The organism is Streptomyces sp. NPDC031274, assembly GCF_055570235.1.
Window position 1 is genome coordinate 511,072 of sequence record NZ_JBVIHP010000001.1, and the last position, 22,742, is coordinate 533,813.

At 72.3% G+C, this 22,742-nt stretch carries 17 protein-coding genes and 1 riboswitch; of the genes, 4 read left to right on the top strand and 13 right to left on the bottom strand.

What is annotated here, in order from left to right; all coding sequences use genetic code 11:
• Positions 1 to 31: 31 nt before the first annotated feature.
• On the bottom strand, positions 32 to 1,945 hold the full coding sequence (locus tag ACZ5CR_RS02355; RefSeq protein ID WP_468852753.1) for an HAD-IIIC family phosphatase: 1,914 nt from the start codon (positions 1,943 to 1,945) through the stop codon (positions 32 to 34).
• Between the two features lie 265 nt (positions 1,946 to 2,210).
• On the opposite strand from ACZ5CR_RS02355, the gene ACZ5CR_RS02360 reads away from it, so the two are divergent.
• Positions 2,211 to 3,779: a DHA2 family efflux MFS transporter permease subunit gene (locus tag ACZ5CR_RS02360; RefSeq protein WP_468852756.1), complete on the top strand. Its 1,569-nt coding sequence runs from the start codon at positions 2,211 to 2,213 to the stop codon at positions 3,777 to 3,779.
• Positions 3,780 to 3,855: 76 nt separating this feature from the next.
• Here ACZ5CR_RS02360 and ACZ5CR_RS02365 read toward each other — a convergent pair whose 3' ends face one another.
• Both ACZ5CR_RS02365 and ACZ5CR_RS02370 read right to left on the bottom strand, forming a co-directional pair.
• Positions 3,856 to 5,442 (bottom strand): 1-deoxy-D-xylulose-5-phosphate synthase N-terminal domain-containing protein, encoded by a 1,587-nt coding sequence (locus ACZ5CR_RS02365; RefSeq protein ID WP_468852758.1) that lies wholly within the window; start codon positions 5,440 to 5,442, stop codon positions 3,856 to 3,858.
• Between the two features lie 171 nt (positions 5,443 to 5,613).
• On the bottom strand, positions 5,614 to 6,390 hold the full coding sequence (locus ACZ5CR_RS02370; protein WP_468852760.1) for a thioesterase II family protein: 777 nt from the start codon (positions 6,388 to 6,390) through the stop codon (positions 5,614 to 5,616).
• Positions 6,391 to 6,746: 356 nt separating this feature from the next.
• Between ACZ5CR_RS02370 and ACZ5CR_RS02375 the strand changes: the two genes are divergently transcribed.
• Both ACZ5CR_RS02375 and ACZ5CR_RS02380 read left to right on the top strand, forming a co-directional pair.
• Positions 6,747 to 7,163 (top strand): DUF4260 family protein, encoded by a 417-nt coding sequence (locus ACZ5CR_RS02375; RefSeq protein WP_468852762.1) that lies wholly within the window; start codon positions 6,747 to 6,749, stop codon positions 7,161 to 7,163.
• A gap of 98 nt (positions 7,164 to 7,261) precedes the next feature.
• The gene (locus ACZ5CR_RS02380) at positions 7,262 to 8,500 is read left to right on the top strand and encodes a cytochrome P450 (RefSeq protein ID WP_468852764.1); all 1,239 of its coding nucleotides are present in this window, start codon (positions 7,262 to 7,264) and stop codon (positions 8,498 to 8,500) included.
• Positions 8,501 to 8,590: 90 nt separating this feature from the next.
• Here the strand turns inward: ACZ5CR_RS02380 and ACZ5CR_RS02385 are convergent, their stop codons facing one another.
• From ACZ5CR_RS02385 to ACZ5CR_RS02420, 8 genes are all read right to left on the bottom strand, one after another.
• The gene (locus ACZ5CR_RS02385) at positions 8,591 to 9,841 is read right to left on the bottom strand and encodes an FAD-dependent oxidoreductase (RefSeq protein ID WP_468852766.1); all 1,251 of its coding nucleotides are present in this window, start codon (positions 9,839 to 9,841) and stop codon (positions 8,591 to 8,593) included.
• 289 nt (positions 9,842 to 10,130) lie between these two features.
• Positions 10,131 to 10,574, bottom strand: coding sequence for an SRPBCC family protein (locus ACZ5CR_RS02390; protein ID WP_468852768.1), 444 nt, complete (start codon positions 10,572 to 10,574; stop codon positions 10,131 to 10,133).
• A gap of 163 nt (positions 10,575 to 10,737) precedes the next feature.
• Positions 10,738 to 13,443 carry an AfsR/SARP family transcriptional regulator gene (locus ACZ5CR_RS02395; protein ID WP_468852769.1) on the bottom strand — a complete coding sequence of 902 codons (2,706 nt, stop codon included), beginning with the start codon at positions 13,441 to 13,443 and terminating at the stop codon, positions 10,738 to 10,740.
• Between the two features lie 7 nt (positions 13,444 to 13,450).
• Entirely contained in the window at positions 13,451 to 14,431 is a 981-nt protein-coding gene (locus ACZ5CR_RS02400) for an AfsA-related hotdog domain-containing protein (RefSeq protein ID WP_468852771.1), read from the bottom strand.
• 194 nt (positions 14,432 to 14,625) lie between these two features.
• Positions 14,626 to 15,276 (bottom strand): thymidine kinase, encoded by a 651-nt coding sequence (locus ACZ5CR_RS02405; protein ID WP_468852987.1) that lies wholly within the window; start codon positions 15,274 to 15,276, stop codon positions 14,626 to 14,628.
• 60 nt (positions 15,277 to 15,336) lie between these two features.
• The gene (locus tag ACZ5CR_RS02410; RefSeq protein ID WP_468852774.1) at positions 15,337 to 16,530 is read right to left on the bottom strand and encodes an alkaline phosphatase family protein; all 1,194 of its coding nucleotides are present in this window, start codon (positions 16,528 to 16,530) and stop codon (positions 15,337 to 15,339) included.
• Positions 16,530 to 17,117 (bottom strand): DUF5998 family protein, encoded by a 588-nt coding sequence (locus ACZ5CR_RS02415; RefSeq protein ID WP_468852776.1) that lies wholly within the window; start codon positions 17,115 to 17,117, stop codon positions 16,530 to 16,532. Before ACZ5CR_RS02415 ends, ACZ5CR_RS02410 begins: the two co-directional genes overlap by 1 nt.
• A gap of 51 nt (positions 17,118 to 17,168) precedes the next feature.
• On the bottom strand, positions 17,169 to 20,033 hold the full coding sequence (locus tag ACZ5CR_RS02420; protein WP_468852778.1) for a bifunctional acetate--CoA ligase family protein/GNAT family N-acetyltransferase: 2,865 nt from the start codon (positions 20,031 to 20,033) through the stop codon (positions 17,169 to 17,171).
• A 211-nt stretch (positions 20,034 to 20,244) separates the two neighbouring features.
• Between ACZ5CR_RS02420 and ACZ5CR_RS02425 the strand changes: the two genes are divergently transcribed.
• On the top strand, positions 20,245 to 20,526 hold the full coding sequence (locus tag ACZ5CR_RS02425) for an HPr family phosphocarrier protein (RefSeq protein WP_190085156.1): 282 nt from the start codon (positions 20,245 to 20,247) through the stop codon (positions 20,524 to 20,526).
• A 174-nt stretch (positions 20,527 to 20,700) separates the two neighbouring features.
• On the opposite strand, the gene ACZ5CR_RS02430 is transcribed toward ACZ5CR_RS02425, so the two are convergent.
• Both ACZ5CR_RS02430 and ACZ5CR_RS02435 read right to left on the bottom strand, forming a co-directional pair.
• Positions 20,701 to 21,405, bottom strand: a complete 705-nt coding sequence (locus tag ACZ5CR_RS02430) for a GntR family transcriptional regulator (protein WP_468852780.1) — start codon at positions 21,403 to 21,405, stop codon at positions 20,701 to 20,703.
• 247 nt (positions 21,406 to 21,652) lie between these two features.
• Positions 21,653 to 22,456, bottom strand: a complete 804-nt coding sequence (locus ACZ5CR_RS02435; protein WP_468852781.1) for a M23 family metallopeptidase — start codon at positions 22,454 to 22,456, stop codon at positions 21,653 to 21,655.
• Between the two features lie 12 nt (positions 22,457 to 22,468).
• Positions 22,469 to 22,632, bottom strand: a riboswitch (cyclic di-AMP (ydaO/yuaA leader).
• Positions 22,633 to 22,742 lie beyond the last annotated feature (110 nt).

The window sequence follows — 22,742 nt, forward strand, 5'->3', positions numbered from 1 at the left end:
GGCCTCGACGCAGGCACGCCGGGTGGCGGCGTCAGGCGAAGTCGGCGTCCAGGGCCAGATGTCCGGGTACCGGTGGGACGTCGCCGAGCCGGTGGACGAACTCGAGCCCGCCGTCGGCTGTTTCAGCGGTGGTCTCGAAGCCGAGCGAGGGGTAGAAGCCGCGCACCCGGTGGTTCTTCGCGGTGGGGCGGTAGCTCGCGTGCACGGCCGCCGCCCCGGTGTCACGGGCGTGCGCGAGGAGCGCGGACACCGCCGCCTGTTCGATGCCCCGGGCGAAGACCCGGCAGCTGAGGAGCATGTTGTCCAGGTGCAGGGCGTCGCCGTCGCGGTGCGCGAAGACGGCCCCGATCACGCCGTTGTCACCGAACTTGTCGCGGGCGCGCAACGCCAGGACGAGATGGTCCGGGTCGGTACGCCGCTCCTGTACGTCGGCCTCCTGCAGCCTGCGGGTGGTGAGGTTGAACTGGTTGGTGCGCAGGGTGATCTGGGAGACGCGGGCCACTTCGTGGTCGCGTACGGGCGACATCTCCAGGCGGATGTCCAGGGCCCGCAGATAGTCCTCCATCGAGCCCGAGCTCTCCTGGAGGTCCTGCCGGTCGGCCTCGGAGCGGTACTGCCCCGATCGCAGCCGGTCCTCGGCGGTCAGGGAGCGCACGTCGAACCAGCCGTCGGCGAGCAGCCGGTCCACGTGCAGCGCGGGCTCCTCGTCGAGCCGGACCACGGCGACCTCCGGCAGGCCGGCCGCCACGAGGCCGCACTCGAAGGGCGAGTCGTCGGCGAACACGAAGCTGTCCACGCCGAGGTTGAGGCGTGTGGCGATGTCCCGCAGATTCCCGTCCTTGGGATCCCAGTTGGCGTTGATCCGCGTGAAGTCGGCCTCGCGCAGCGTCATGTCGGGGTGGTCGCGCAGCACGTCGACGACGGGCTCCCGGTCGTTCTTGCTGCATACCGCGAGCAGCACGCCCTGGGCGCCGATCTGTTTGACGGCGCGCTGGAACTTGCCGAACGCCTCGCCGCGGTAGGTCGTCGCCGCGGCGATGCCGTCCGCGCCGTCGTCGCCGAGAATGCCGTCCCACAGGGTGTTGTCGAGGTCGACGACGAGGACCTTCTTGGCGCGCCCGCGCAGCGTCCGGGCGAGGTGCCCGATCTCCCGCGCGTACCGCCCCAGGAGCTCCTCGCCCAGGTGGACCTTCGCGTACGCGGCGAGCCTGCTGTCGCGCACCGGGCCGCCGTCGGCGATCAGCGGGTCCAGGTCGACCACGTGCAGGCGCGGGTGTCCGGCCGCCAGACGCAGCAGCCCCGCGTTGAACTCGCGCCAGCGCAGCGAGAGCTCGGCGCGCGAGGCGTGGTCGACGAGCTGGTGCGTGTGGCCACTCAGGAGGGGCAGGGTGTTGAGGACCAGGGTGCCGGGGCCGTGCTCGGTGTAGCGCCCGACGAGCCCGGTGAGCTGCTTCAGCTTGCTGTCGAGGACCGCGGCCAGGTCCGCGATCTGCCAGGGCAGCGGGAGCTCGTCGAAGACGACCTGCGCGTCCAGGACGCACAGGGCGAGTTCCGTGCCGGGCTCGTACAGCGGGCTCGACGTGTCCTGGAGGTCCCGCAGCCAGGAGTCGTACTCCGCGTCAGAGATCCGCACCGGTATGCCGTGCCGGGCGAACTGAGCGGTGAGCGCCGGGGGCAGCGCGTCCAGCATGCCGTGTCCGGTGAGCGCCACGGTCGCCGGTGCGGCGCCAGGGTGCAGCTCTCCGATGCTCTCCGGCGAGACCCGGGCGAGCAGCCGTCCGGCGCGGGCAAGAGCCGCGAAGTCCGCGTCATGGCCGGTGAGTTCGGCGAGGAGGGCGGGCACCGCCGGGTACTCGGCCGCGATCCGTCCTTCCTGGTGCAGGGCGCGGAGCCGGTCGAGCGGGCCCAGCCGCTCCGCCTCAGGGGTCGTCACTGCTGTGGTCACGTTCCGCTTCTCCTGTCGCTCGTGCAGCAGCCACACGGAGGGACACCGCCGCCGCTCGTGGCCAGTCACCGTGTGCGGGAGACCTAAAGGGCCGGTTGCACCCGGGCCGCCGGGCGGGTGGCGGAGGCGTCGCTTCAGCGAGCCGCAAGCGCTCGCGCGCACGCTGACGTACCTGCACGCACGACCACCCGGAACCTGCACGCACGGCCCACCCGGAACATCTAGTCGCCCCCGGCCACCCCGGCCCGGCATGCGAGGAGACCTCATGAAGACCGACTCGGCTCCCGAGCGGGGCACCGCTCACGCGGGGGCGTCCGCACCTGCCGCCACCGCCCCGCCAGACCCCCGGCGCTGGTGGGTGCTCGGAGTCATCTCCCTTGCCCAGTTCGTCATCGCCATCGACTCGTCCGTCGTCAATGTGATGGGCCCCAGGCTCAAGGAGTCCATCGGCCTGTCGACCACCGGCCTGCAGTGGGTCATGAACATCTACGTCCTCCTCTTCGGAGGCCTCCTGCTGCTCGGCGGCCGGCTCGCCGACGTACTCGGCCGCCGCCTTGTCTTCCTGGCCGGTCTCGCGCTGTTCACGCTCGCCTCGCTGGGCGCCGGACTCGCCGATTCGGAGGGCGCGCTGCTCACCGCGCGTGCACTGCAGGGCATCGGCGCCGCGGCTCTGTCGCCCGCCTCGCTGTCCATCCTGGTGACGGTGTTCCCCGACACCAAGGAGCGGGCGAAGGCGTTCGGCGTGTGGGGCGCGGTGATCGGGATCGGCGCGAGCACCGGGACCATCATGGGCGGAGCCATCGTCAACGTCGACTGGCGCTGGGCGTTCTGGATCAATGTGCCGGTCGGCCTGGCCGTCGGGGCGGCCGCCCTCGTCCTCGTCAAGGCGCTCAGGCCGTCGGGCGAGCGGCCCGCCAAGGACCTGGCCGGAGCGGTCACGGCGACCGGCGGTCTGCTGCTGCTCGTGTACGCCATCGTGACCTCCGGCGACCACGGCTGGACGGACTGGCGCACCCTCGGGGCCTTCGCCGTCGCGGCCTCGCTGCTGATCGCGTTCGTCGTGGTGGAGGGGCGCAGCAAGGCGCCGCTCGTGCCGCTGCGTCTTTTCCGCTCGCGTTCGGTGGTGGCGGGCGGCCTCGGTGAGTTCCTCACCGCGGCGATCATGATGCCGATCTTCTTCCTCCTTCCGCTGTGGATGCAGGGCGTCCTCGGTTACAGCCCGCTGCGGACCGGTCTGGCGTATCTGCCGGTGAGCATCGCGCTGATGGTCCTCGCTCCCCTCGCCTCCACGCTGATCGGCAGGACGGGGCCGCGGAACATGTACCTGGCCGGTACGGTCGCGCTCGCGGGCTGCGTCGTCATGCTGATCGGCCTTCCCGTGCACACCGGCTACTGGAGCTTCCTCCTTCCGGCCACCACCCTGTTCGGCGTCGGCCTGGTCTTCTGCCTCATCCCGACCCCGGTCGTGGGCACGTCGGAGGCGACCGACGAGGACGCGGGGACCACTTCCGCGCTGCTCAACGCCTCGACGCAGATCGGCGCCGCGTTCGGTATCGCCGTCGCCGTGACGGTGCTCAACAACAAGACGGCCTCGGAGGCGGCGCACGGCGCGAACCCTGATGTCGCGCTGGTGAACGGGCTGCAGTCCGCGTTCACGGTCCTCCTCGTGTTCCTGGTCCTGTCCGTGCTCACCGGGCTCTTCGGCTTCCGCCGCGGGCCCCTCGCCTCGGCCGGCCCGCAGAGCACGGCCGGGGGTGCCGCCGAGGGCACGACCGGCGCCGAGGACGTCACCGGGGCTCCGGCGGTCCAGACTCCCGCGCAGACCGTGGGCTGAGTCCGTCCCCGTACGCCGCTGTGGCCCGCCGCCCGGTCATCCGGGTTGCGGGCCACAGCGGCGTACGGGGCGGGGGTCAGCCGCAGGCGTCGTGGAGTTCACCGAGCCGCAGCGCGACGCTCTCGGCGACGGCGGCGCCGGTCAGCGAGGCGCCGCCGACCGCCCCACCCACTGCCTCACCCACCGACTCACCGCGCGCCTCACCGCCCGACTCACCGACCCCGGCGAAGGACAGCGCACCGTCCCGCACCGTCACCGAAAGGGCGTGCTCGGCGGCGAGTTCACCGAGCCGCGCGGGGAGCGGTGTGGTCCACCCCGGGTCCACGACGGTCACCCCCACGCCCCGGTCGTCGAGCAGCCGGGCCGCCTCCAGGCAGATCCGGGCCATGGATCCGACCGACACGATGAGTACGTCGTCGGGGACCTGCTGCGGCGCACGGCACAGCACGTCGAGTCCCCGGTCATGGGCCACGGCCTCGATGTCCGGGCAGACGGGCCCTTCGGGGAAGCACACCGCGGTGGGCGCGTCCGCGGTGCCGAGGGCCTCCCGCAGCCGCGCCCGCAACCGCGCCCCGTCGCGCGGCACCGCACAGCGCACACCGTCCGGCAGCCCGGCCGGGGACGGCGCCCCGTCGAGCACGAAGGTGGTCCCGTGCCCGCGCCCGACCGAGGGCATCGGCACCCCGTCAGGAACGGCGAGCACGGGGTGCAGCCCCCCGGCGGCCAGGCCCGCCGCGCAGTGGACGGCGTGCTCCCGGGTGCCGCCCGTGGCGAAGGCACGCTCCGGGTGGATCGCGGCGAACTCCGCGAGGACATGGGGAAGCCGGTGGGCGGCGCTCACCGCGACGACGTCCGGCTGCTCCACCCCGGCCTCGGCCAGCTCCTCGGCGAAGACGGCCGCCCACGACCGCGAGGGCAGCACACCGAGCCGCCCGGCCCTGGCCCGCCCCGGGGTCACACAGTGCACGACCGCCGGGCGGCCCGCGTCCCTGGCGGCGCGCAGCGCGGATTCCAGCCGCGCGGGGCTGCGGCCGTCGACCGGCCCGGTGTGTTCGAGACCCGGCCCGGTGAACGCGTCGTACAGGCTCGCCCCGACGAGGGGAGCACGGCGCAGAGCGCCCCCGACGATCCGGCCGGTGATCCCGCCACGCGCACCCCGGTGCGGCCCTCCTCCCTCGGCGACTTCCCCGTGGACCACGACGACGATCCGCAGTTCGGGGGTGCGGGCGAGGGAGTCCAGGGCCTCACGGGCCGCGTCGGTCGCGAGGGTCGCGCCGTCCACGACGGCGATCGCGTGCCGGTCGGTGCGCCCGCCGAGCAGGAAGGCGCGAGCGAGCCCTTCGGCGTACGAAAGGGCCCGTACACCCAGGGGGTTGTCCGACCCGGCGGCGCCGGAACGCCCCATGAACTCACGGCGTTCACACAGCAGTTCATGGGCGTACGACAGCTGAGGGCTTCCCCAGACCACCTGATCCCGCGCGGAGTCGAAGACCCGGTGCAGCGCGATGCCCAGCTCGACGCCGGTGTCCGCACCGGGGTGGGCGGCAAGCGACTCCCGGACCTCCTCGGCCAGTGCGGGCAGTCGCGCGGGTCGCAGGGCGCGCACGTCATGGGGGCCGTACACGTCGTCGAGCACGAGCGGCCACGGCTGGGTCTTCGGCATCACAGCGCACCTCCTGATCGGGTCGCGGCCCGCTCCGGCGACCCCTCACGGTGGCACGCGGGGGCGTACCGGGACAGTGATCCGGACACGGGCCGGACCGTGCGTGCGCGAGGGCCGGACCATGAGGAATTCATGGTCCGGCCGCCTTGGTGCCGAGTCGGGGCCGCGCCGTCAGGCGGCGACGGGCACCCGCGCGTACTGACGTACCAGCGGGGCCAGTTCACCCAGGAACGCCTCCTCGTGAGCCCGGACGAAGAAGTGCCCGCCCGGCATGGTCCGCACCTCGCAGCCCCGCCCCGCGTGCCGCCGCCACGAGACCACCTCGGGCACCGAAACCAGCCGGTCCCTGCGGCCTGCGAACAGGTGCAGCGGCACCCGCAGCGGCTCGGAGAGGCACGAGGCCGCGTCACCCGTGCACAGCAGCAGGTCGTCGCGGGCCACCGGAAGGAGGGCGGCGAGGAAGTCCGGGTGGTTCAGGAGCACTTGGGGTATTCCGCCGAGCGCGGCCAGGCTCTCGATCAGCTCCTCGTCGCTCGCCTCCGGGCGGGCGATCTGCGGCGCGGGCAGGTGCGGTGCCCGGTAGGCGCTCAGTACGACGGCGAGCGGCAGCGGTGCGCCGCGCTGCTGCCGCCGCCAGGCAAGCGAGTAGGCGATCAACGCGCCCATGCTGTGCCCGTAGAAGATGTGGGGCTGCTCCAGCTCGTCGTCGAGCTGGGCGTCCATGTCGTCGATCAGGGCCTGCAGATCGGTGAACCGCGGTTCGTCGATGCGCCCTTCACGGCCGGGGAGCTGGATGGGCATGACCCGCACCCCCGCGCCGTGGGCGTCCAGGGTGCGCTGCCAGCGCCCGTACGCCGAGGCGCCGCCGCCCGCGTAGGGGAAACAGAACAGCCGTATGTCCGCGCTCGAGCTCTCGTCAATGCTGCTCCGGGCCAGGTATCGCGTCATCTTGCTCCGCCTCGGGTCCGTTCTGCGTGGGTGTGCCGGCGGGGTCCGCCGCGCGGCGCTCGGCCGGCGGCCGACCGGACGGGCCGAGCCGGGCCCGCACAGCATGGACATGCGCGGGCCGGGTCACTGCCCGGCCGGGAGGGCGCCGGATCCACTGCGGAGCGGATCCCGGCCGACACATCACGCAGCGTGCGGTCGACGGCTAAAGGGCGGCCAAATCCGAGGGCCGCGGCGGCTCGCGGCCGGGGCCCATCCGAGCCTTTAGGGCGGTCCGCGATGGTGACGCCGACGCATGCCGTAAGCCCGCACGCACCCGCACCCGCACGCACGCCCGTTCCCCCACTAGGAGTGAGCTCATGACGTCTTCCGCCACCCGGGACGCCACCCGCAGTTCGACGTCGGTGGCGGTCCGCACCGCCTGGGCGCTGCTCGGCGTGTTCCTGCTCGTCTGGGTCGTGTTCGAGATGGTCAAGCACACGGGCTGGGTCATCCCGCTCGGCCTGCTCGGCTTCATCGCACCCGACCTGTCGTTCTTCGTCGGCGCCTCGGGACCGCATCGGCACGGTCAGCTGCCGCGCGCCACCGTGGGCACGTACAACCTCGTCCACCGGCCGGTCGGGCCGCTGGTCCTCATGACGGTGGTGGCCCTGCTCGCGGACGGCCCCGGCCAGAATGCCGCACCCTTCACCTTCGGCCTCGCCTGGCTGCTGCACATCGCCCTCGACCGAGCCCTGGGATACGGGCTGCGCACGACCGACGGCTGGCAGCGCTGAACCGCCCCCGCACCCCCGCCAGCACGGCCTTTGCCGTGCCACAAGCCCGCGTTGCGACGATCTCGCGAGCCCTGACCCCCTTCATGGAGGCAGCACCCATGGACATCGAAGAGCAGTCGGCCCCCAGCGGCGCGAGCGCCGCCGAGCCGACTCTGAGCTACCCGTTCCACCGGCCGTCCGCCATCGAAGTCCCGCCGGTGTACGAGGAACTGAGGGAGCGGTGCCCGGTCGCTCACGTACGTCTGCCGAGCGGTGACCCGGGGCATGTGGTCACCCGCTACGACGACGTGCGCACCGTACTCGCCGACCCCCGCTTCAGCCGCGCCGCCACCGTCGAGCCCGGCGCCCCCCAGCTGTCCAGCACGCCCCCGCTGGCCGGCGGCCTGTTCACGATGGACCCGCCCGAGCACACCCGGCTGCGCAAGCTGGTCCTGCGGGAGTTCACCGGGCGTCGCGTGCAGCAACTGCGCCCGCGCATCCAGGAACTCACCGACGGACTGCTCGACTCGATGGAGCGTCTCGCGCCGCCCGTCGACCTCAACACCGAACTGGCCTTCCCGCTGCCGGTGATGGTCATCTGCGAGCTGCTCGGCGTGCCCTTCGAGGACCGGGGCCGCTTCCGCGCCTGGTCCGACGCCTTCGTGTCGCTCACCTCGCACACCCCCGAGGAGACCGCCGCCCAGCGCGCGTCGATGATCGCGTATCTGGCGGCTCTCATCCAGCGCAAGCGGGACGAGCCCACCGACGACCTCATCGGAGCGCTCGTCACCGCTCACGACGAGGAGGGCCGGCTCACCGAGCACGAGCTGATCACCATGTGCATCACGCTGCTCGTCGCCGGGCACGAGACGACCGTCTCCATGATCGGCACCTGTGTGCTGACCCTGCTGCGCCACCCCGAGCACCTGGCCGCGCTGCGTGAGAACCCCGACATGATCGACCACGCCGTCGAGGAGCTGATGCGGATCAACCCGATCGGCGACGGCGGGCCGCTGCGCATCACCCTGGAGGACGTCGAGCTCAGCGGCACGCTCATCCCCAAGGGCAGCGCCGTGCTCGCGGCGATCTGCTCGGCCAATCAGGACGCGGCGCGCTTCCCCGAGGGCTCGCCCGCCGACTTCGACCCCCGACGCCCCTCGGCGACCCAGCACGTCGCCTTCGGCCACGGACCGCACCACTGCCTCGGCGCGGCGCTCGCCCGCGCCGAACTGCAGATCGTCATCGGCTCGTTGCTGCGCCGCTTCCCCGCCCTGAAGCTCGCCGAAGACGTCGCCGACCTGCGCATGACGACCGGGATGATGGTGCACGGACTGACCCGGCTGCCCGTCGCCTGGTGACACTCCCGCGCCGCGCGCCCCGCACGGGCACGGCGAAGGCCCTGACTCCCGCCCGGAGTCAGGGCCTTCGCCGTGGAGCAGCGCGTGCCGTCACACACGCGACGCCGGTTGGTGCGTGGGCACCGCGTGCGGGCCCTTCTGCTGCAACTGGAAGTACGCGCCCGCGAGCACCCGCTGCTTCAGCCGCTGGCTGCGGTCCACGGCCCGGTACAGGGTGCGCCGGAGGATGCCACCGGCGCCGTGCAGCGCGAAGAGCCGCTCCTGGCGCAGCTGAAGCCCCCGCGATTTGCTCACCGACGTCTCCCGGGCCCGCTGGAACTCCTCGCCCGCGCGGGCCAGTTCTTCGACCGAGCCGCCGGCCGCGAACGCCCGCTGCACCAGTGGAGCCAGCGTCACCGCGTCGATGATGGCGTGGTTGACGCCCTGCCCGAGAATCGGCGTCAGGGTGTGCGCGGCGTCGCCGGTCAGTACCAGCCCTGGGCAGGACCAGCGCGGCACCAGGGTGGTGAAGATGTCCAGCATCGACGTGTCCGACCAGCTGCGGATCTCCGAGCGCACCGTGCCGGACAGCTCGGGGGCGAGCCGGTCCAGGCGCTCGTACAGGGCGGGCAGCCCCTTGGCGCGCAGCTCCTTGAGGCCACCCTTGGGGATGTTGAAGCCCACCCGCACGCTGTCGGGGTGGGTGGGGATGAACAGGCCGTGCTGATCGCCCTCGATGCGAATGCGGTACGTGCGGTCGTCCCATTCCTTCGGGAACGGCAGCTTCAGCCACACCACGTCCCGCTCCAGCGGCATGCGGGTGTAGGGAAGCCCCGACATCTCCCGCACCTTGCTGAACCGGCCGTCCGCCGCCACCGTCAGGGCCGCGTGCACCGTGACCTCGCCCTCCGGAGTGCGCGCCCGCACCCCGGTCACCGGCCCCTGGCCCTCGCGCACCAGGCCCACCGCCGTGGCCTTGCGGAGCAGCGTGAAGTCGTCGGAGTACTCCTCGCCGAGCCCTGCGAGTGCCGACAGGAGCGCGGGCTGCGGCATCTCGACCGGGTAGGGGTGCGGATAAGGGAAGCGGGTGAAGTCGGCTCGCAGCACGGCGCTGCCGGAGTCCACTATCTCCATGCGGTGCATCTGCTGGTAGGCGCCGTCGAGCCGCCCCAGGACACCGAGGCGGTCGAGGAGCCACACCGAGTCGGGAGAGACCGACTCGCCACGGAACGACCGGTCGAAGTGGCCGCTCTGCTCCAGGACCACGACGGAGACCGAGCGCTTGGCGAGCTCCACGGCCAGGGTGAGGCCCGCGGGCCCCCCTCCGACCACGCACACTTGTGCGGTCAGCTCAGTTGTCATCGTCAACGCTGCCTTTCCGGAGGAGTCACGGTCGCTCGACTCTCCCGGCAGCGGCTAAAGAGGCCCTTGCAGATCGTCCGTCGAACCGGGCCCAAGTGCGCCTTTAGAGCGCCCGGGCAGAGTGATGGACATGCGCCGCACCCGTTCGGCGCGGTCCCGGGGCCAGCCTGCCGCCGGCCCCACTTCCCCCGGGGGGCCGGCGGCGGGCTTCCCCGCCAGGCTCGCGCGTCTCGGCTCTCGGCTCTCGGCTCTCGGCTCTCGGCTCTCGGCTGTCAGTCCGCCGCGGCCCTCAGTTCGCGGCGGCCCGCTCCTCCACCCGCCCCTTCAGGGCGTCGGTCAGCATCCCGAACCCCGCCTCGCTCTGCCGGATGACGGATCCGGTGACGGGGACGAGCGCGCCGGTGAACGTCTCGCTCTGCAGCACATGGGTGCCGCCCCCGCTCGGCGTCAGCTCGAAGGTGTGCAGCCCGTCGAAAACGCCGGGCAGGCCGAGTCTGCCCCGCCAGCGCAGCAGTCGGCCCGGCTCGCTCGTCAGGACGGTCGGCTTGAACACCATCTCGCGGCCGCCGTGCGGCAACCGGAAACGCAGCATGAGGCGTTGGCCCGGCTCGGCGCGGCCCGCGGCCCGCACCAGGAACGGGTTCCATTCGTGGAACCGCTCGAAATCGGTGAGGACGTCCCACACCTCGTCGGGACGGGCGCTGATCTGGACTTCGGACGCGATACGGCGCACTGTGTCTGCGCTCCTTCCGTGGCGTCCCGGGGGAGCCACTCACGGGTGGGTCACCACGTAACGCTACTAGGTCAACACGCCTTGTCGCAGGGCGCTTTGACGCCGCACAACCGTCCCTTCAGGCTGCGGGCGCCACGGTACGCCGGCACCGGCAACCCACAGGTCAGGTCGCCCTGGGCAGGACAGGACCGAGCGCCGAAAGCAGCCACACGCCCGGCCTGACCTCCAGCGGCCGGCCCGCGATGTCTCCCTCACGGCCTACGGCCGCCGCCCCGTCCACGGCACCCAGCGTGCGCGTGGCGTACTCCTCCCAGCGCCGGTCCCCCGCACGCCGGGCCTGCGCCGCGCACTCGGCGAGCCGGCTGCGGGCCTCGGCGGTGCGCCCTTCCCGCAGCGCCACGAGGGCCAGGCCGCGCAGGGCGTCGGCGGTGCCCCGGGGGTCGTTCTCCGCCTGCCCGGCCGACAGCGCGCGCACGTAGCAGCGCTCGGCGCGCGCCCCACGGCCCTGTCCGAGCATGACGTCCGCCTCGCCGGACAGACAGCGGGCGGCGGACGCGCGGTCCCCGCAGCGCGTGAAGAGGTGCCAGGCGAGGCGGTAACGGTCGATGGCCGTCGCCGTCTCCTGCCGCTGCCACGCCAGATCGCCGAGGGAGCGCAGCACAGCGGCCTCCGCCTGGGGGTCACCGGCCTGCCGGGCCGCGTCCAGGGCGAGTTGGTGTCCCTGCTCCCAGTCGTCCCACAGCGCCGCTGCCTCGTAGTAGCCCGCCGACGCCGACGCCAGGGCGAAGCAGAGCTGCCAGAGCCCGGCCGCGTGCGCCTGCCGCACGGTCTCCAGGAGGCCCGCCGCCTCCTCCCGGAACCACTGGAGGGGCGCCGATCCGATCAGTGCGTCGGGGTGGATACCGGCCGACGGTTCCAGGATGTCCCCGAGAGGGTCGCGACCGGGCGCGAGCAGGGCGTCGGCGCGGCGCGCGAGGGCCAGGAACGCACGGCCGAGCCGGTCGGTCGCCGACACCGGCCGCTTGTCGAGGAGTTCCAGGGACAGGGACCGCAGCAGGGGGTGGAAGCTGTAGCGGACCGTCGCCAGCTGCCCGGGGCGGGGCCTGGCCTCAAGGAGTTGGGCGCGCACCAGCTCCTCGGTGTGCCGCTCGGCCTCCGGGAGATCCGTGTCGAGCAGCGCCGCCGCGCTCCACAGCGGGAAGTCGGGCAGCGGGGCGAGCCCGAGCAGCCGGAAGGCCTGCCGCCCCTGTAGCCCCACGTCCCGGTAGGCGGTCAGCAGACTGCTGCGCACGTCGAGGTCGCCGAGCTCCAGCGAGGTGAGCCTGGTCCGCTCGTCGGCGAGCCGCCCGACGAGGTCCGCGGCGCTCCAGTGCGGGCGCGCGGCGAGTCCCGCGGCGGCCACCCGCAGCGCGAGCGGCAGATTGCCGCACAGCCGGGCGGTCTCGCCGACCGCGGCCGGGTCCTCGCTCATCGCGGGACCGCCGCACCGCACCAGGAGCTCCTCCGCCTCCTGGCGGCCGAACACGTCGAGGACGAGGTGCTGTACGCCGTCGAGGGCGCCGAGCGCCTGCCGACCGGTCAGCAGGACCGTGCTGTCGGGCAGCGCGGCGAGTACCGGCCGCACCTGCGCCTCGGACACCGCGTCGTCGAGCACGAAGAGCATCTTCCGGCCCTTGGTCGACTCGTAGACGAGATCGGCGGATTCGGCCTCCGGGGCGGCAGCGGACGCCCCGGACCCGTCGCCCACCACGGGCCCCGCGTCTCCCCTGCCGCCGCCCAGCCGGCGCAGCAGCGCCGTCAGGGCGGCATGCGGGGTCAGGGCGCGCCCCCCGGCGTCACGCAGCAACAGCAGTACGCGGCCGTCGGGGAAGAGGTCGCCCGCGTCGTGCGCGAGGCGTCCGGCGAGCGCGGTCTTCCCGGCCCCGGCCCGCCCGGACATCGCGAGCACCCGCCCCGGCAGCGGCCCGGCGCCTTCCAGGAACCGCCTGCCCAGGGCGAGTTGGGCCTCGCGCCCGGTGAAGTGGTCCACCGGTCCTGGCAGCCGCACCACGGGCCCCTCCGGGCCCGGCGGGGTCCTGGGGGGAGCGTCGGCGGTACCGGGGGTGTTCCCCTGCCAGGTCAGTGAGGAGTCGGAGGCGAGAATCCGCTCCAGGAGGCGGCTCATCACGGGGCCGGGTTCCACCCCGAGTTCGTCGACGAGCCCCCGGCGGGCCCGGTGGTACACGTGCAGGGCGTCCGACTGCCGCCCCGAGCGGTACAGCGCGACCATCAGATGACAGTGCACGGTCTCGCGCAGGGGGTGGTCGTGGGCGAGCGCCATGAGCTCACCGATCAGCTCCTGGTGGCGGCCCATGCGCAGATCCGCGGAGACGCGCTGTTCCAGGACCTCCAGGCGCAGCTCGTTGAGCCGGATCGCGGAGGTCTCCAGGGTCGGCCCGTGCGGAATGCCGGAGAGCGCGGGGCCCGTCCACAGGGCAAGCGCCCGCGAGAGCCGCCGGGACGCCTCCGCGTAGTCCTTGCGCGCGTAGGCCGCCCGCCCTTCGTCCCGCAACGTCTCGAAGACCAGCAGGTCGAGGTCGTCGGCGGCGACCCGGATCAGATAGCCGGGCGGCACGGTGAGCAGCGGCTGCGCCTCGTCCCTCACACCGGCGACGCCTTCTACGAGTGCCTTGCGCAGGTGGGAGACGTAGACCTGCAGGGTGGTGGCGGCCGTGCGGGGCGGCTCGGTGCTCCACAGTTCATCGATGAGGGTATGGGTCGAGACCACGCTGTTGCCCTGCATCAGCAGGGTGGCGAGCACCACCCGCGGCTTGGCCGCGGTCGGCGCCCGCGGCGCCATCCGTACCGGTCCGAGCACTCTGAATCGCATGGCGTGCCTAGCAGTCCTGCAGTACGGACACGGACACCTGGGCCACTTCGCGGTCGCCCTGCAGAAACTCCAGACGCAACCGGGCCGTGGGTAACCCGGCGGCATTCCGTACGGCGCCCCGGGCGTCCGGCTTCTCCGCGCGCACCGCACAGCGCAGGGGGAGCGCGGGCTCGGCGAAGCCGCGGAAGGCACCGTGCCAGCGGGTGAGCAGCGCGTGCGACGTGACGAAACCGTGCAGTTCGGCGGCGGCCATCAGGGCCGCCTGCCGCGAGGCCTCCAGGAACAGCGCCGCGGGCACCTCGTCGCCGAGCACCTGGCCCGCCGCCTCCAGGTCCACGGGGAAGACGAGCTGCTCGTCATCGCCCTCGACCGGCAGCCCCACGAGTACGTTGCGGGCGCTGCGGCGCCCCACGTGTTCGGGCGCGGGCACCCCGGACACCGCGATCTGCCCGCATCCGGCGAGGAGGCTCTGCTCGCTCTGCCGCCGCCCCGCCTCGCGGTGACCGCGGTGCACTCCGGGCGAGAGGAAGACGAGCTCGGCCCCTGCCGTGCCACAGCGCCGGCCACCGATCGACACGGTGGCCTCGCACTCCAGGCCACGGGGTACTCCTGTGATCACGTTGACCGGGGTGAGGGCGAGTTCGAGCGCGATCCACGCGGGCCCGTCGGACCGCCGCCACGGAGCCACGTCGGTGATCTCCGTGCCGCTGGCGGAGACCGCGGTGACCCGCTGCGGCGGTACCCGGAAGTACTGCCGGGCCGCGAACAGCGCGGCGTGCCGCAGTGCCTCGACGGGGAAGAGCAGATCGTGGAAGGGGGCTGCCATGTCGCCGAACAGCGGGTGGTCCTCGGGCAGTTCGGTGGCGTACGTGAAGCTCTGTCGCACGGGCGAGCCCACATCGAGGAGGAAGGCCTCAGGGCTGTCCGGCTTGTGCACCAAGTGCTGAGGACCGCGGAAGAACGGCGAGAGCTCGGGAACGATGTCCATGGCAGTCCTTTGGGCGGGTGACCGAATCCTTGGCACCTTCGAGTCTCGGCCACTGCCCGCCGACCGGGGAATCCTCGCCGTCATGCCTTCAACATGATGAATTCATGCGTGTGCGCATGCGCTTGTACGGCGAAGGGCGGCGACAGGGCCCACTCACCGATGCGCCGGTTCTCGCCACACGGGCCCCGAAGCGATCAACCGGGAGTGACCGGCAGGACGTCCGGCGACAGGGCCGCCGCGTGAGAGGTGGCGCTCGTCGTCCGCTTGCGATGGTGACGACGGCACAGCACCTCGTAACCCACCTCGTCCGCCGTGTGGTTGACGTCGCCGATGACGACCTGGGCGCCTTCGACGACCATCTCGCCCCCTATGGTGCGGGCGTTGTGGGTGGCGCGGGCGCCGCACCAGCACAGGGCCTCGACCTGCAACACCTCGACGCGGTCGGCGAGTTCGACCAGGCGCTGCGAGCCGGGGAAGAGCTTGGAGCGGAAGTCCGTGGTGATGCCGAAGGCGAAAACGTCGAGCCCCAGGTCGTCGACGACGCGGGCCAGCTGGTCGATCTGCCCCGGGGCGAGGAACTGCGCCTCGTCCGCGATCACATAGTCCGCGCGGCCGCCCCGTGAGAGGTGGTCGACGAGGTGGGCGTAGAAGTCGAAGTCGTCCGCGGCCTCGATCGCGTCCGTGACGAGTCCGAGCCGCGAGGAGAGCTTGCCCTCGCCCGCGCGGTCGTCACGGGTGAAGATCATCCCCTTCAGGCCGCGGGCCGAGCGGTTGTGCTCGATCTGCAGAGCCAGGGTGCTCTTTCCGCAGTCCATGGTTCCGGAGAAGAACACCAGCTCGGGCATGGGGAGTTGAGGCCTTTCGAGGCGTACGTACGAGGGGACGGTGCGCACCGGGGAGTCCGGTCAGGGGCGTACTTCGATGAGCGGCACGAGCTGCTCGACGGGGGTCATGGAGCCGTGCATGCCGACCAGGGCCGACTCCTTCGGTTCCTTCCGGGTGGCGATGATCGCCACGTCGTCGTGGGCGGCCGCGACGACGTCGCCGATGCGTGCGTACACCCGCTCGTCGACGGTGCCGGAAGGACCGAACCAGCCCGCGGCGATGGCCTCGTCCCGGCTCGCCACCCAGAACTGCTCGCCGAGCACCTCGCGCCATACGGTCAGGACGTCGTTCTCGGCACCGGGCACCGCGTACACATGGCGCGCACGGCCCTCGCCGCCGAGGAGGGCGACGCCCGCGCTCAGCTCCCAGTCCTCGTCGAAGTCGATACGGGACCGCTCGTCGAAGGGGATGTCGAGCATGCCGTGGTCGGCGGTGACGTACAGGGCGCTGCGCGGCGGGAGTTGCTCGGCAAGTCGCTGGACCAGGCGGTCGACGTACATCAGCTGGCCGCGCCAGGCGTCGGAGTCCACGCCGAAGCGATGCCCCTTGCCGTCCACCTCCGCGTAGTACGTGTAGACCAACGACCGGTCCCCCGCGCCGAGTTGCTCGGCCGCGAGGTCCATGCGGTCCTCGCCGGAGAGCTTGCCGCGGAAGCTGCCGCCGCTCAGGGCGATCTTGGTGAGCGGAGTGTTCTGGAAAGTCGGGGACGACACCTGGGCGGTGTGCACGCCCGCGGCGTGGGCCTGCTGGAAGACGGTGGGGTACGGCTGCCACTTGCGCGGGTCCGTCCACGGGTTCCAGCGGAGCTGGTTCATCAGCTCGCCGGTGGCGGGGTTGCGGACCGTGTAGCCGGGCAGGCCGTGCGACGCGGGCGGCAGGCCCGTGCCGACCGAGGCGAGGGAGGTCGCCGTGGTGGCGGGGAAGCCCGCGGTGATCGGACGGCCCGTGCCACCTCGCGATGAACTGATGAGCGAGGTCAGAAAGGGCGCCTCGGCCGGATGGGCGCGGAGCTGCTCCCAGCCGAGGCCGTCGATCAGGAAGACGCAGTTCCGGTCGGCGGGCGCGAGTTCCGGGATGACGGGCGCGAAGCCCTCGACGCCCTGGTGGGAGACGAGCGTGGGCAGCAGGTCGGCGAGCGAGCCAGCGCCGTACTCGGGCAGGGGTGCGGAGTCGAGGGAGAGCGGCTCTACGTCGTCCCAGGCGGGCAGGGACATCAGCGGGCGGTCTCCGCGGTCGCCTCGGAAAGGGCCTGCGCGAACGCCAGGGTCTGGCGCACGGCGTCCGGGCCGTCGCCCGCCTCGCTGACACGGAGGCTGAGGTCGTCGGCGGTGGAGCTGCCGGTGTAGCCGTGGTCCGCCTCGCAGTTGGGGTCGCCGCAGGCGGCGGGCTCCAGGTCGATGCGCGACACGGCGCCCCAGCCGATGGTCAGGACGACCTCGCGGGGCAGCGAGCCGGGGACGTACTTCTCGGGGTTGGCGACGACGCGGCTGACGACGACCGACGAGATCCGGCCGATCTTCACGGACTCCGTGGAGGTCGTCGCGTACGGCGTCGGCGATGTGCTGTCCGCCCCCTGCTCGTCCGTGTGGCTCACGATGAAGCGGGTGCCGGTCAGGACGAGGACCGTCACATGCCTGCGGACTTCGTTCGCGTCGAACGTGGTCTCCTGGTGGACCAGGTACGACCCGATGGGATCGCCGCCGATCGCGGCCTCCACCGCCTCGGCCACGAGGGCCGGGTAGTAGCCGCTGCGCTCGATCGCCGCGCGCAGCCCCTGGGTCGTCGTACCGGTCTTTGCCATACCGTCCATCCTACGACCCGGCGGAGGGCCCACGGTTCCCCACCGGCCGCCTCAGTACCCGGGCAGGGCCCGCGGGCCGAGGTCGCTGCGCGCGGGCGGGGGCGCCAGCCGCACGGAGGCGCCGAGCACGGAGAGGCCGCGCTGGGCGACGACCACGGGTTCCAGGGACACGGCGACCACCTCGGGGTGATCGTCCACGAGGCGCGAGACCCGCTGGAGCAGCTCTTCGAGAGCCGGGGTGTCCACGGGCGCCGAGCCGCGCCAGCCGAAGAGGAGCGGGGCGGTCCGGATGGACCTGACCAGGGAGACCGCGTCGCGCTCGGTGACCGGGATCAGCCGGTGTCCGGTGTCGCCGAGCAGCTCGGACGGGGCGCCCGCGAGCCCGAACGAGAGCACCGCCCCGGCCGCCGGGTCGATGACGGCGCGGACGACGGTGTCGACACCGCGGGGCGCCATCGGCTGTACGACGGGGCGCAGCTCGACGGGCTTGCCGAAGGCGTCGGTCAGTTCGGTGTAGGCGCGGCGCAGTTGCTCCTCGTCCGCCAGATCGAGCCGCACGCCGCCGAGGTCGGCGCGGTGGCGCAGGTGCGGGGCCGTGGTCTTGAGGGCCACGGGGTAGCCGAGCGCACGGGCGGCCGCCACGGCCGCGTCCGGGTCGGGCGCGGGCAGGGCCTCGCGTACATCGATGCCGTACCGCCCGAGCAGTTCGCGGGCGTCGCCCTCGGCGAGGGTGACGCCACGGGGGTCACCCTGCTCCACGAGAAGCTCGTCGATCCGCCGGGCGACGCCGCTCTCGTCGATGTCCTCGTACTCATGAACCTTCCCGGGCTCCTTGGCGTCCCGCCGCCACTGGGCGTAGTTGACGGCTTCGGCAAGGGCACGGACGGCGCGCTCGGCGGCGGGGTAGGCGGGGATGCGGTACGTCCGCGCCGGGCTGAGGGTGGCTTCGGGCTCGGGGGCGGCATGTGCCGTGGCCGCCGCGGTGGGTGCCTCCGAGGCGGTGTGCGGGCGTCCCGCGGGGCGGGGGGCGTCCGGCCGGGTGCTCGCGGCGGCCGAGAGCGCTTCGGCGAGCCCGCCGAGTTCCACGTGGACCACGGCGACGGGCTTCGCCGGGCACCCGGCAGCAGCGGCCCGCAGCGCGGCGGCCAGCTCCTCCCCCTCAGGGGACGCCGTGGCCCCGTCCTCCCCCACCCAAGGGATCGCCGTGACGATCACGGCGTCGCAGGCATCGTCCGACAGCGCCTCGGCGAGAGCGCCCCGGAAGTCGTCCGGGGTCGCCCCCGTGGTCAGATCCCGCGGAGGCAGCGGCCGAAGCCCGTCGGCGACACACGCGTCGTACGTGAGAAGCCCCAGCGACTCGGAGTTGCCGAGAATCGCCACCCGCGGCCCGCCCGGCAACGGCTGCCCCGCGAGCAGCAGCCCGGCATCCACCATCTCGGTGACGGTGTCGACCCGGATGACCCCCGCCTGGCGCAGCAGCGCCGACACCGTGGCATGCGGAAGCCGCGTGGCCTGCACGGCGTGCCCCGTGGGCGCGATCCCGCTGTGCCGCGCCCCCTGCACCACGACCAGCGGCTTCGCCGTCGCCGCACGACGGGCGAGCCGCGTGAACTTGCGCGGATTGCCGATGGATTCGAGGTACATCAGGGCGACATCGGTGTCGGGGTCCTCGTACCAGTACTGGAGCACGTCGTTGCCGGACACGTCCGCGCGGTTGCCCGCGCTCACGAAGGTCGAAAGGCCCGCGCCGCGCCGGTGCAGGCCCGAAAGGAGCGCGATGCCGATCGCACCGGACTGGGTGAAGAGGCCGATCCTGCCGCGCTCGGGCGGATGCGGGGCGAGCGAGGCGTTGAGCCGTACGTCAGGCGACGTATTGATGACCCCGAAGGCGTTCGGGCCGAGGATGCGCGTGCCGTACGACCGCGCCTGACGCACCAGTTCGCGCTGCCGCTCACGCCCTTCGGGACCGCTCTCCGCGTACCCGGCGGAGATCACGACGAGCCCGAGCACCCCGCGCTCACCGCACTCGGCGACGGCCTGCGGCACCCGCTCGGCGGGCACCGTGACGACGGCGAGCTCGACGGGCTCGTCGATGTCCCGCACGGAGCGGTAGGCAGGCACCCCGTCGACCTCGCCGCCCTCGCCGCCCTCCTCACCGTCCCCGAACGCGCTGTTCACCGCGTACAGGCGCCCCGTGAAGCCCGCCTCGCGCAGATTGCGAAGGACGCTGCGCCCCACGCCGCCCGGCGTGCGCCCGACGCCGATCACGGCGACCGACCCCGGTGTGAGCAGCCGCTGCACCGACCGCGCCTCGGCCCGCTGCTCACGGGCGCGCTGCACGGCGAGCGAGCGGTCGGTCGGCTCCAGATCGAATTCGAGTCGTACGACGCCGTCCTCGAAGCTGCGTTTCTGCTGGTAGCCCGCGTCCGTGAACACCTTGATCATCTTGGTGTTGGCGGGAAGCACCTCGGCGGCGAAGCGGCGGATGCCGCGCTCCCTGGCGACGGCCGCGATGTGTTCGAGGAGGGTGGAGGCGACGCCCCTGCCCTGGTGGGCGTCCTGCACGAGGAAGGCGACCTCGGCCTCGTCGGCGGGCGCGCTCGCGGACATGCCGCGGGAGTCGATGCGGTCGAAGCGCACGGTGGCGATGAACTCGCCGCCCACCGTGGCCGCCAGACCCACCCGGTCCACCTGGTCGTGATGGGTGAAGCGGTGGACGTCCTTGGCGGACAGGCGCGGGTAGGGGGCGAAGAAGCGGTAGTACTTCGACTCGTCCGAGACCTGCTCGTAGAAACTGACCAGGCGGTCCGCGTCCTCGGCCGTGATGGGCCTGATCCGGGCGGTGCCTCCGTCACGCAGGACGACATCGGCTTCCCAGTGGGAGGGATATGCCTGCCGTTCCGACGGGGTCTGCATGGGGCCCAGGGTACGGGTCGCGGGGGCGCCTCGGCCGGGGCAGGCTAGGAGTCGTCGAAGGGCGGGACGTGGGCCCGCGGCACGAGGACGTACGGTCGACGGAGCAGGGAACGTCGGTCGGCACCGTACGGGCCGACGGCCGGCGGAGCACGCGTGATCGCATGAGACACTGGTCTAGACAAGTGTGAGACACCTGGAAGGGCAGCAACACATGGCTGAGCGCCGCGTCAACGTCGGCTGGGCCGAGGGCCTTCACGCCCGACCCGCCTCCATCTTCGTCCGCGCGGCCACCGCCGCCGGCGTCCCCGTGACGATCGCCAAGGCTGACGGCAACCCCGTGAACGCCGCCTCCATGCTCGCGGTGCTCGGTCTGGGCGCGCAGGGCGGCGAGGAGATCGTGCTCGCCTCCGACGCCGAGGGCGCGGACGCCGCTCTCGACCGTCTGGCGAAGCTGGTCGCGGACGGTCTCGAAGAGCTCCCCGAGACCGTCTAGCCAGTAAAGACTGGTACTCATACGCCGAAGGGCCCGCCCTGAATAGGGGGCGGGCCCTTCGGCGCTTCTGTTTCCAGCTACCGAATATCAGAGCCGCATTCCCTGAACGTGCCGCATTCGGGCAGCCGAAATAATCCCCCGCCGAATAGCACTTCTTTGTATACGGCGCCTCTGTTAATGCCGGAGGCCCACCGTGTTTACGGCATGTTGCGAATCCCTCACACGATCACGTCCCGCGATTCGATGACCTTGCGGGGGAAAGCGCAGCCGGTGCGCGGCCGTCGCCCGTTCCGCGTGGGCCGCCGCGAGCGACCTGGCCCGTTCCGCGTCCCCGCGGGCGACCGCGTCGACGATCGCGGCGTGCTCCGCCCAGGACTCCGCGGGAGCGGCCGATGTCTCGACGACGTACATCCAGGCGATCTTGTGCCGGAGCTGGGTGAGCAGCGCCGTGAGGCCCGGGCTGCCGGACGACTGGGCGAGCGTCTCGTGGAACCAGCCTCCCAGGGAGCGCAGGTCGTCGCTCTGACCGCCCCTCGAACGCTCCTGACCGAGCCTGACGAGGCCGCGCAGGACCTTCAGGTGCGCCTCCGTGCGGCGCTGAGCGGCGCGGGCCGCGCCGAGCGGCTCCAGGAGCATGCGTATCTCCAGGAGGTCGGCCGCCTCCTGCTCGGTGGGCTCCGCGACGCACGCGCCCGCGTGCCTGCGCGTGACGACGAACCCCTCGGCCTCCAGGGTGCGCAGGGCCTCGCGCACGGGGACGCGGGAGACTCCATAGCGGCGTGCGAGCAGTTCCTCGGTGAGCCGGCCACCCCGTTCGTAGACACCGGAGACGATGTCGTCCCGGATGGCCGTGCATACCGAGTGCGCGGGAATGCGCATGACCTGACCTCCGCCTTAATCCCCGCGAAACGCGGTCGATCGACGCCTTTTCAGTGACCCTATTGCAGAGCGGCCGAATTTCCGATGGCAGGCCGAAATCCATGGATATATTTTGGCCAAAGGCGATCGGCGCGGGTACGGGTACGGGTACGCGCGGGTACAGGTACGGCGGTACGGCGAAAGCCCCGGCTCTCGATGAGCCGGGGCTTTCGGTGGATCAGCGTGCGGTGGATCAGCCTTCGGTTGATCAGACGCCGACGTCGTGCGAGCGGAGGTACGCGATCGGGTCGATGTCCGTGCCGTAGTCCTCGCCGGTGCGGGCCTCGAAGTGGAGGTGCGGGCCGCTGGAGTTGCCGGTGGAGCCCGAGAGGCCGATCTGCTGGCCCGGGGTGACGGCCTGGCCGACGGTGACGCCGAGGGACGACATGTGGCCGTACTGGGTGTACGTGCCGTCGTTCATCTTGATGACCACGTTGTTGCCGTAGGCGCCGCCCCAGCCTGCCTCGACGACGGTGCCGGAGCCGACCGCGTGGACCGAGGTGCCGGACGCGGCGTGGAAGTCGATGCCGGTGTGGCTGCCGGAGGACCACATGCCGCCGCCGGTCTGGTAGCCCGTGGAGACGTACGAGCCGGTGATCGGGGAGACGTAGCTGTTGAGGCGCTTGCGCTCGGCCTCGCGAGCGGCCCGCTCCTTGGCTTCGCGCTCCTTCTTGGCCTTGGCCTTCGCCTCGGCCTCGGCCTTGCGCTTGGCCTCTTCAGCCTTCTTCTTGGCGGCTTCTTCGGCCTTCTTGGCCGCTGCCGCGTCGTCGGCTGCCTGCTGCTGGGCGGCGGCCTGCGCGTCGACGCTGGCGGCGAGCGAGTCGCCGACGGAGATCGCCTGGGTGAGGCCGGTGTGCTCGAGAGCCACGGCGTCGTCGGCGGCAAGGGCCGGAGCGGCCAGGCCTCCTATGACACCAGTGGTGGTGAGGGCGGCGACGCCCGCCACGTTCGCGGTCGTACGCGTGATGCGGCTCGGGCGACGGTGCTTCCCGGTGGCACGGGTGAACGCCATGTAGCGGCTGATCCTTTCCTTCCTTCTCGCCTACCGGGTTAGCTGACGGGTTCGGAGCAGGAAGGTCTCCTACGAGTCCCTCGCCTCACGGCAAGGTTCCCGATTCACCCCAAGGGGACATGTGGGTCCCCGGCTCCCCTGGCTCGCGCCGTACGGGGACTCGGCGATGACTGTCCGGTGCCGCGGGTGCGGCGTACTGCATGACGAACAGCCGGATCGACGCTAAGCGGGGCGCTTTCAAACGACAAACGGATCAGAGCTTTTGTAGCGCACGCCACAGGGCAGA